Raw genomic sequence first — 9,684 nt, 5'->3', positions numbered from 1 at the left:
CAGCAAAAGCCGCCAGTGATGCTTGCCATGAGTAAAGGTCAGCAAAAGCCACCTGTATTGCTAGCATAAACTTGATAACAACTACTCAAACAAGCTATTAACGATTAACAGCTAATATGACAAATGTCTCATAGTTATGGGGCATTGCATATTTTACTTCCCCACCCTGCCAAGAAAAATATTTACCCATATTTTTCAGATACTTATCGGATTTAGGCGACTTTATTTACCATGTGGAATTCAATCCACATTTGTTGCTCTACACTACAGTCGAAAAAGAAAACAGAGTGACACTCAACATGTCACACACATAACTCTGTTGTTGTTTCACTAATAAAAAGGATAAAACATGTATATTACTGGTAGTGATTTGAGAAAAATGCGTTTAGATGCCGGTTTAACCACGGTAAAAATGGCTAAACTAGCGAATGTAAAAACACGTAAAACTTATGAAAACTGGGAAAAGAATGTAGGCAGCCCCAGCATGAATCAATTTATTGCGATGTGCGTCGGTTGCAACGTCAATTCATCTAAATTTGTAAAACTTGCACTCGATAGACAAGACAGCGCAGAGCCATTAAATATTGGCGCAGCAAGGCGCTAGGTTTTGCTTATTGCTTAAACGGAGTGTTAAGAAATACGATACTCCGTTAAATCCTCTGTTCTATCAATTCTAAAACTTACAAAATTAGTTGAGGTTATCACTCAAGTTTAACTTCATAATTATGGCTGCTTCGTTGCCTGATTCTGTTTGATAATACGCTCTACGCTTTTCTATCACTGTAAAACCGGCACTCGTGTACAACTGTTTTGCTGCAGCATTAGACTCTCTTACTTCTAACCAAATGTCAGCGGCTTGGCGCACATGACATTGCTCAATAAAGCTCGTTAAGATATGCCGACCAATTCCCAGCCCTTGAAGCCTTGGTGATACCGCGATATCCATCAACGTTACCTCATCGAGAACCTGCATGGCCACGTAGTAACCTTGTAGTTGTTGAGATTTTAAATACTGAAAGGCAAAATAAGGTGGACTAAGACAATCCATAAAGACCGCCTTAGACCAAGGCTTGTATTGCACCTCTGCATGAATTGCATAGCAGGCTAAGGCGTTTTGAGGTGTTAAGGGTTCAAACATGGCACCGCCTAATCAGCTTGTTTTCTCAGCAACCTTTTGTAGCAATTGCCACAACGTTTTTTTAAAGACAGGATCGCGTAATTCGTTAATTGGTGGTGTGGAAAGTGTGTTGCTGGAAAACTCAATTGCGTTGTGCTGCATTGACCAAAGTAAAGCGTAGTCTTTGGCTAACTTGGTTTGCTCAGCCGTTAAATAAACAACAGCATGATTATCCATCTCAAGAGCTAGCAAAATATCGTTTAATACCGCTGGTGCCGGTTCAATTTTTTCACATTGAAAAATAATCTTATCTTTATACGAAACCCGTTCTTGAACTTGCTTGAGCTGATTTAGTTTTTCTAAGGCATTGGCCTTAGTAACTTGTGAATTAGATTGTAGGTGTTTAGGTGCTGTGCCGGCTACATCACTTAACTTTGGCGCGTGTTGACTACGCTTATTTTGCGCTGCGTCCTGAGTTTGCCAACACATCACGCCAAGCTCAGTTAAAACGGCACGCTGATAATCAGATAACATGCTAATCACAAGGCTCCATACAAAGATTCTTAATAATGCTTAAGCATAACATGAACGCGAGAGGAGAAAAGTCGAAGATACATCGAGGAAAATTGGCAGGGGTGGAGGGATTCGAACCCCCAGCCATCGGTTTTGGAGACCGCTGTTCTACCATTGGAACTACACCCCTGCTGAGCCGCTGAATTATACTGATGCGACATTAAAGGTAAAGCGCTTTTAACGCACTTTTTGCAAACCCGCTTTCAAACGCTGATTTTTTATGCAAAACCGATGTTAATTAGGTATTTTAGTACAAGCTAGGGCCCATAACTCGTAGGTTTTATTGACCACCGCTAGCATGCTGTGCACTTTTCCCGAAACAATATTGTTATCCAAGACAGCTAGCCTCGCATACTCTTCAATTACAATGTGTATTTCTACTTTATCAAACTGATTAATAATGCAGCAGGAAGCGATATCAAAATACGGACTGTTAAATGCGGCATACTCCCAATCAAAAATAACCCCGCTATCACTTTCTGGAACGTGTGAAAAAGACAAATCATTGTGACAAAGCACACTGTACTCCTCACTTTCTAGCCGCCACAAACTAAGTAATTGTTGTTGTGCTTGTAGTTGTGAGCGACTAAATGTCGCCCCACTCAGACGCATATAGTTCTGCCAGTCAGAGGACAAATCCAAAGGGGGAAAACGCACACAAAGCTGGTGTATATCATTGAGCGCTTTCGCTAAACGTAGGCATTTCTGTTTTGAACTTAATTCGCTTTGAGTAAGATTGCTTTGTTCAATCCACTCCTCCAATTGAAAGTTACCTCGAGCTGATAAGTAAATAGGCTTTGGAGCCATCCCTTTCACTGCGAGTATACGCTGCTGCCTAAACAATCTAGCACGGTCGAGTAAATCAATGGTACTGACATCAAATAGCTTCAAAAAATAACGTCGTTCGCCTTGGTCGACCGAAAAGCTGAGGTTGATGGCGCCGCCTTGGATGGGGTTAATGACAATTTCTCCCCCCAAAAAACCGGTCAATTCTTCCACCACCTCTGCTTGGATAACCTGCACCACTTAGCGCTCGGTAACAGCATGCAATGTTTGTTTTTTCTCTTTGCTTTTACTCCATTGCAGGTAACCATAAATAGCAAATACACTGTAGATAACAAACAACAATCCGGTAAGTAACAGGCCTTTGGCGAGGTAGAGGTACACCGCCACTGCGTCAATAACAATCCAGTATAACCAATTTTCTCTCACCTTCTTCGCAACTAAAACAGTAGTAAATACGCTGAAAACCGTAATGAATGCATCAAGATACAAATAGGCCGAATCAAAGATAGACGCCCCAAGAACACTTAATAATACACTTATCAAAACAAGAAGTAAGACGGCAGCGATGTGTTGTTTTACCGTCCAGCTTGTAATATCTAGGGCTTTATCGCTGTCTTTTTGCCACTGTAACCAACCGTATACCGCCATCAACATGTAGTATACATTGAGTAAAGCATGAAATGGCAACGTGACTTCCCAAAATACAAAGGTGTAGATGGCAGTACTAAGAAGCGCACAAGGCCAACACCAAATATTCTGCTTAGCGGCTAACCACACATAGGCCAAAGCTAATACAACAGCTAAAGCCTCTAACCCAGACTGAGCACTTAGCTGTTGCAGTAACTGACTTGCGAATTCACTCATCAGTCTTGCTGACTCATCTTGTCGCCATTAAGAAACTTACAAACAAAGATCGCCTGGCCAATTTCTTGATGACTGCGTTGCATTTCTTCAGCGAGAATTTGCATGGTAGGTAAATATTCCCCACTGACGATGGTATTGGTCATTGAAGTGACAACCTTCAGTTCTGCATAGTCATTTAATCTATCAATAAACGTTTGGATCGGTGGAATATAATCAAGGTTTAGAGGGTATAGCGAGATTTCAGCAACTAATTTCATTTTGGTAACCTGTGTAAAGTGAAAAAGGTGGGCTAATTGAATGAATCAGCCCACGGTGTTTCATTTAAAAGTGATAATTTAGATTCACACCGATACGGCGCGGCTCACCAAACTGCTCCCATGTATGGGGGGCATATTCATCTCTAGGATCATTGCCAAAATAAAAGCCACGGTTGGCATAAGCTCGGTCAAATAAATTACGCGCATACAGACTAATTCTCCAATCACCAAAGTCATAATCAAGGCTAGTGTGCACCACAAACTGTTTGTCAGAGATTTGATCATGCCCAAAGGAATAATAAAAATCGTCTTTTACATCCAACTCAAGTAACCAACTCACCTTTTCACTTAATTGCCAGTTTATGCCAGCATTAATTTGGTAATCAGGCGCATGAGCTTGATCACGCTTATCCAGCGTTTCAAATTCATCATTGACCAAGCGTGTAATACCTTCGATATTGGTTTTTAACCATCCCAGGTTTAAAAACATATCAAGGTTATCGGTCACTGCAGCCTGAATACTGGTCTCGATACCATAATTGGTGCCGCTCGCAGCATTGTCGTAAAAATCGACAAATGACTGGTCTTGAACAAACGAGTTCTTATATTGAATGTCATCACGCCACTGATAAAACAGCGTAAAATCCACCCTCAAACTCCCATCTTGGTTCGCGCCTTTTACACCAAATTCTGTGCCCACTAAAGACTCCGCGCCAAAGGTGGCGTTCCTTAGCAGTACATCTTTAAAAACCTCTAGGCCTTCGTCATTCGCTTTACTTAACGCTTGACCGTTAACCCCACCCATCTTGTAGCTGCGCAACACACTAAAATACAACATGGTATTCGCACTAGTTTGTTGATGGTAGCTTAGCTCTGCCCCCCAATCATCATGGTCAATGCTCTGCTTGATGGCTTGGCTATCTTGATAATCCATTTTTTGTGATGCTAAACGTAAACTGGCGGTAAGCCATTGCTTGTCGCTCAGATCAAATTTGTATTGACCAAATAGCGCTATATCTTCCCTTGCCACTTCACTTGAAAACGGCGCACTGTAGGTATAGTCACGATCAAGGTTTTCATCTTTATCGGCATAATAAAAACCGATTAACCAAGGGGTATCCACGTTATTTTTGCTGCTAAATTTTGCTTGCACCGTTTTATCGTTGCGGGTCCGATAATAGTAGTCAGTGGATGAATACTCCCATCCAGGTGCAATACCAACATAACTCCAGTCTTCATCATAGCCATAGCTTAAATCCGCATCGAGCAAAGAGGTTTGTACTTGCACATCAGCCCAACTAAAACCCTGATAATCCGCCGTTAGGGCGACAGCATCACTTTTTTGCGTATCAACACCTGGCTCATCTGACAATGTAGTGCGGTTTCGGTCTAAAGAAAAAGCATCGTAACCGTTATCAACATCGATAAGGTGTACTGTGGTATTGAGTTTTAAATCAGCGGTGATTTGCCAATCAACCTTGCCTCGAAAAGTAAACTCATCCTGATTGTTAGTGTCTTCACGATTTAAATAAGTGTTTGTAATGAACCCATCACTGGTATTTTGATGCAGTGATACTCGGTAATTGGCGGTATTGGTTAATGCGCCGCCCACCGCAGCGCCTAAGTTCCAACTATGGTAATTGGCATAGCCCGCTTGAAAATCCATAGTGGTCACATCACTGGTGGGCGCAGAAATCACGTTGATCATGCCGGCCAAACCATCGGCACCAAACCTCGCACTATTCGGGCCTTTAAAAATCTCTACCTGTGCCACATCAAAAGTACTTGCTCCGGCCAGTAATCCCGAATAATTAATCCCATCCACTAAGTAACCAACAGATGGGTTGATAGGATCCACAAACTGACTACGCTCGCCAATACCGCGAATTTGCACAAAACGACCACGGCTCGCTCCTGTCGCAAAGTTGACATTAGCCGAGCGATTAAAAAGTTCATCCAGATGTTGGGCATGGCGCTGTTCAATATCCAAAGCGGATATCACATCAATACTTGTCGCTAGTTCTGATAATGGTGTGGTAGTCAGTGCGCCATAAACAAGCACCCGTTCAACGTCTTCAGATTCATTTGCAAATGCAACATGACTCGCTCCAATCAGCAAGGAAGAAACGGCTAAACTTATGTTACGTATTTTTGAATTTATCATGAGGATCTCTTCAATTCAGTTTGAAAAGATCCGGCTTTACGGCAGGTAAATGGGGATAGTGTCTCTTACCATTCCTACGCCGGTATTATCCGGATCAGGTGTAAGGGTTCGTGTTTTAATAACACATCTCAGCCTTGCGGCACCCCTTGGCTTACTACTTCTCTCTAAGAAAATAGCGTGCGCAGTCTATCAGTCTTAGTGTACCGCGCAAGTGAATATCAAAATTAAATATAACTAATTCATAACCTTAAGCGATTAGCGAAATTTTAGTTTAGCTAATTTGTGAGTTGAAAAAAACGAACTTTCTTGACTGATCCACACTTCCCCGGTTGGACTCACACAAACGCCTTCAACCTGATTAAAGCCGTCAAGAGGATAGGTGGCGACCACGTTGAAACGTCTGTCTAACAAAGCGATAAAAGGTGAAAACTTCCCGAAGCCGCTCACACTGTAACCTACCACAGTGAATTGCTTGCTTGATTTGTTAAAATCAATTCCCGTCACAACTCCTGGCAAACCATCAATTGAGGCGATCGGCGATACAACTTGCTCCGCTAGGGATGGCTCTATTTTGTAAACATGAGAGACGGTGGACTGCCAACTCTTTGAAAACAGCAGTAATGCATCATCAGCGCTAACTAAGGCTTCTGCGTCAAAATCATGTTTCAAATATTCATTGTTCTCAATGTTGTTATTAGCATAACTTAGCTTTAAGACCTTGGTAATCGCCGGCACTTGGTTTTGTTTATTGATGACGAGTATCTCTACAAATGCCCTTTTACCATTATTATTGCCGATATCACCCACATAAAAATTATCGTTATCACCTGTGATCGCCTCCCAATCTTGATTTTTTTTATCAAGATCTTGCCTTTTAACTATTTCACCTGAGGTATTTAATTGATAAATAGTCGGCGAATTACCTGAATCGTTAATGGTAAAAATAGTGTCAGATGCGGGACAATATAAACCGGAGGTTTCGGCCAAATCGCCCGGCAAGTTAAATTCTGTTTCAACGGTATAACCAAGTTTGTCACTTGCTATTGAGCCACACGCGGTCAGCAACATAAAGCTTGCAATAAAAATAGCCTTCATCATTATCCTTTTATTTTCCACATGCATACTCCCCGTTACGACACTAACCATCACTAGCCTAAATTAAACGACTAATCTCTTCTTTAGTTTGAATCTCTAATTGCTCTAGTGTTTTACCATGCTCCGCTGGCAAACGCGTTTCTGGATCGAGTTTTACAAACACAATATCGTCAGCAAAACAGATAGTTTTTTTGGTTATCTTGTTTCTTACCAAACAACTGACGGTAATAGATGTTTTACCCACTTTTTTGGTGGTTAGTCCAAACTCAACGACATCGCCAACCATCGCTGGCGATTCAAAACTAATTTCGCCAATATGCTTGGTCACCAGCACATTGGTTTCTAACTGACAAATAGCATAGATAGCCGCTTCTTCATCAATCCACTCCAAGGCTCGGCCACCAAACAATGAATTGGCATAATTGAGATCATTTGGCATCACTAACCGGCGAGATAAAAAGCGCATTCGTATTCCTTGTAAACTTTGCATAAACTAGCGGCGCTATTATACATCCAAAGAACCCATAAAAGTGAAATTGTACAATCAAATTGAATCATGGCTGACTAGCCGCGCTAAAAATGTCGTTCACCGACAATTACTCGTTATTAGTGGTGACGAACCCTGGGCAATTGAGCAAGCAATTAAGCTCTGTGCAACCAATGATGACTTGTGGCTCGGAAATAGTGAAGGTGCCTGTAGCGAAATATCCCCTCAACAATATCAGAACTTTTTAGGGCAAGAATACAATACACTTGTATTTAATGCTTACACAGGCTTTAGAGCCAATGCAGCTATTGCCTTAAGTGGCATCGTTACAAAAAACGGTTTGATGATTTTAATTTGCCCTGAGTTAGACAGTTGGCCACGTTATCCGGATCCCGATTGGGCAAACCGTGTATCTTACGGTTTTCAAGATGCCTTGGTACGAAGTCATTTTATTGATAAATTTATTAAAACCATCAAGCAAGATGAAAATGTTGCCTTACTCACCAAAGAAGGCTTCCAAGCAGCCCTACCGCTAGCCCCTAAAGAAGCACTGACTGAAAATGCATTACCAGCTATCGCTTTACAGCAACAAGAATTGGCGGTTGAAAACATCATAAAAGTGGCAACAGGGCATCGAAACCGTCCTTTAGTTCTCAGTGCTGATCGTGGTAGAGGTAAATCTGCGGCCCTGGGTATTGCCGCAGCGAAACTGATGCTGACCAAAGGTAAAAAGATTGCTTTAGTTGCGCCCTCACCTAGCACGGTGCAACACGTCTTTTCTCATGCCAAACACTACCTACCTGAGGCACAGCACAGCAAAAATAAGCTCAGTTTTAATGAGGGCTACCTGCAGTACATTGCACCTGACGCGATACTTGCTCAGACAAGCGATTTTGAGCTTTTACTTATTGATGAAGCTGCTGCATTGCCTACTCATTTACTTTATAAGTTAATTGACCGATTTTCTCGCATTGTATTTAGTACCACACTGCATGGCTATGAGGGCAGCGGCCGAGGTTTTGATTTAAGAGTAAAAGAATACCTTAATGTGAATAAGCCACAGTGGCGTAATTTACACTTAACTTACCCTATGCGTTGGTACAAAGGCGATTGTCTTGAGTCATTTTGGTTTAACGCCTTATGTATGCACAATACTCCCTGCGCCCTGCCCTATTCCCCTGAAACTGAAATGTCATGCCGTTTTGTATCGCAAGTTGAGTTAGTTCAAGATACTCAACTTAGTCACGACTTATTTCAATTGCTTATCGAAGCCCACTATCAAACCAGTCCAGATGATCTAATCAGGTTATTCGATAGCCCAGAGCAACGTTGCTTTGTTTTAGTAAAAGGCAATGAGCTAGTAGGAGTGGCACTGGTGATCGAAGAAGGGGGCGAGCGTCTAGCTCCTTTGCACCAAGACATCGCGGCCGGAAAAAGACGAGTAAAAGGGCATTTAGTTGCGCAAAACATTGCTTTTAATTATGCCTATGCTGAATTTTGTCAGCACAAACAATGGCGAATTAGCCGAATTGCAATCGCCTCGGCATATCAATCACGAGGTTTAGGTCAGCAGCTTATCGATCATATTATCCAACACGCTCAAACTCGAGATATTGCTTTTTTGACCACCTCATTTGGCGCCAGCGTGCGACTCCTGAAATTTTGGCAACGCGCAGGTTTTACACTAGTCAATTTGAGTAAAAAGCCCGAGATTTCAAGCGCCCAGCATAGTGCTCAATTAATCTATCCTGTGACTGAACAGGTAAAAAATATTGAGCACTACTTAAAAAATGTATTTTTACTAGAGTTGTGTTTTCAAAGTGATAAAGCATTTAGTGGTCTTGAGCCTCTGTTGTTGCATCACGCCTTAGCGTCTCTGCATTCAGGCGCTCCCCTTGAGCCTATCAATCTTGAAATAATCAAACAGTTTATCGATGGCACCAGACCTTTGAACGTATGCCTTCGCTCACTCAGAGCCTATTACTTAAAGCATATATTGGTGTTCAAAAAATTAGATAAACAACATCTCGCCCTCGTGGTCGCAACCTTAATGCAAAATCGCTCCTTTGCCGCTATTTCTAAAGAATTTTCTGTAACAGGCAAACATCAAATTGAAATGACAATAAGAAACGCGCTGAAGCTAATTGCAATGGATGAGCATAGGTAAACTTTTCTGTGTGCAAAAAGTCCGAGACGCAAGCTATTTTACCTCAACCAGACTTCCCCTTGGGGTTCAAGCCTTTTTCAGACATAAAAAAACCGCATAATTGCTTATGCGGTTTTGATATATGGCGTCCCCAAGGGGATTCGAACCCCTGTTACCGCCGTGAAAGGGCGGTGT

At 41.9% G+C, this 9,684-nt stretch carries 10 protein-coding genes, 1 tRNA gene and 1 riboswitch; of the genes, 2 read left to right on the top strand and 9 right to left on the bottom strand.

The genetic code is table 11. The features are described from left to right. Positions 1-349 precede the first annotated feature (349 nt). The gene (locus tag NWQ57_RS16395) at positions 350-604 is read left to right on the top strand and encodes a helix-turn-helix transcriptional regulator (RefSeq protein WP_306023242.1); all 255 of its coding nucleotides are present in this window, start codon (positions 350-352) and stop codon (positions 602-604) included. Between the two features lie 84 nt (positions 605-688). On the opposite strand, the gene rimI is transcribed toward NWQ57_RS16395, so the two are convergent. The 9 genes from rimI to NWQ57_RS16350 all read right to left on the bottom strand — a co-directional run bounded on the left by rimI (position 689) and on the right by NWQ57_RS16350 (position 7,322). Further along, positions 689-1,138: a ribosomal protein S18-alanine N-acetyltransferase gene (gene rimI / locus NWQ57_RS16390; RefSeq protein ID WP_306023241.1), complete on the bottom strand. Its 450-nt coding sequence runs from the start codon at positions 1,136-1,138 to the stop codon at positions 689-691. Between the two features lie 12 nt (positions 1,139-1,150). After that, positions 1,151-1,651 carry a DNA polymerase III subunit psi gene (locus NWQ57_RS16385; protein WP_306023243.1) on the bottom strand — a complete coding sequence of 167 codons (501 nt, stop codon included), beginning with the start codon at positions 1,649-1,651 and terminating at the stop codon, positions 1,151-1,153. 93 nt (positions 1,652-1,744) lie between these two features. Then, positions 1,745-1,820, bottom strand: a tRNA-Trp gene (locus NWQ57_RS16380). 104 nt (positions 1,821-1,924) lie between these two features. Further along, the gene (locus tag NWQ57_RS16375; RefSeq protein WP_306023240.1) at positions 1,925-2,713 is read right to left on the bottom strand and encodes a choline/ethanolamine kinase family protein; all 789 of its coding nucleotides are present in this window, start codon (positions 2,711-2,713) and stop codon (positions 1,925-1,927) included. Between the two features lie 3 nt (positions 2,714-2,716). Continuing rightward, positions 2,717-3,340 carry a nicotinamide riboside transporter PnuC gene (gene pnuC, locus NWQ57_RS16370; protein WP_306023239.1) on the bottom strand — a complete coding sequence of 208 codons (624 nt, stop codon included), beginning with the start codon at positions 3,338-3,340 and terminating at the stop codon, positions 2,717-2,719. Then, positions 3,340-3,597 carry a hypothetical protein gene (locus NWQ57_RS16365; RefSeq protein ID WP_306023238.1) on the bottom strand — a complete coding sequence of 86 codons (258 nt, stop codon included), beginning with the start codon at positions 3,595-3,597 and terminating at the stop codon, positions 3,340-3,342. Before NWQ57_RS16365 ends, pnuC begins: the two co-directional genes overlap by 1 nt. A 64-nt stretch (positions 3,598-3,661) precedes the next feature. Beyond that, positions 3,662-5,761 (bottom strand): TonB-dependent receptor, encoded by a 2,100-nt coding sequence (locus NWQ57_RS16360; RefSeq protein ID WP_306023237.1) that lies wholly within the window; start codon positions 5,759-5,761, stop codon positions 3,662-3,664. A gap of 54 nt (positions 5,762-5,815) precedes the next feature. Beyond that, positions 5,816-5,918: riboswitch (TPP riboswitch) on the bottom strand. Positions 5,919-6,016: 98 nt separating this feature from the next. Next, on the bottom strand, positions 6,017-6,877 hold the full coding sequence (locus NWQ57_RS16355) for an SdiA-regulated domain-containing protein (RefSeq protein WP_306023236.1): 861 nt from the start codon (positions 6,875-6,877) through the stop codon (positions 6,017-6,019). A 37-nt stretch (positions 6,878-6,914) separates the two neighbouring features. Then, positions 6,915-7,322, bottom strand: coding sequence for an acyl-CoA thioesterase (locus NWQ57_RS16350; protein ID WP_306023235.1), 408 nt, complete (start codon positions 7,320-7,322; stop codon positions 6,915-6,917). 64 nt (positions 7,323-7,386) lie between these two features. On the opposite strand from NWQ57_RS16350, the gene NWQ57_RS16345 reads away from it, so the two are divergent. Further along, on the top strand, positions 7,387-9,510 hold the full coding sequence (locus NWQ57_RS16345; RefSeq protein WP_306023234.1) for a tRNA(Met) cytidine acetyltransferase TmcA: 2,124 nt from the start codon (positions 7,387-7,389) through the stop codon (positions 9,508-9,510). Positions 9,511-9,684 lie beyond the last annotated feature (174 nt).

Origin of the sequence: Paraglaciecola sp. (genome assembly GCF_030730205.1) — a bacterium.
GTDB lineage: Bacteria > Pseudomonadota > Gammaproteobacteria > Enterobacterales > Alteromonadaceae > Paraglaciecola.
This window is presented reverse-complemented; position numbering and strand designations above follow the sequence as displayed.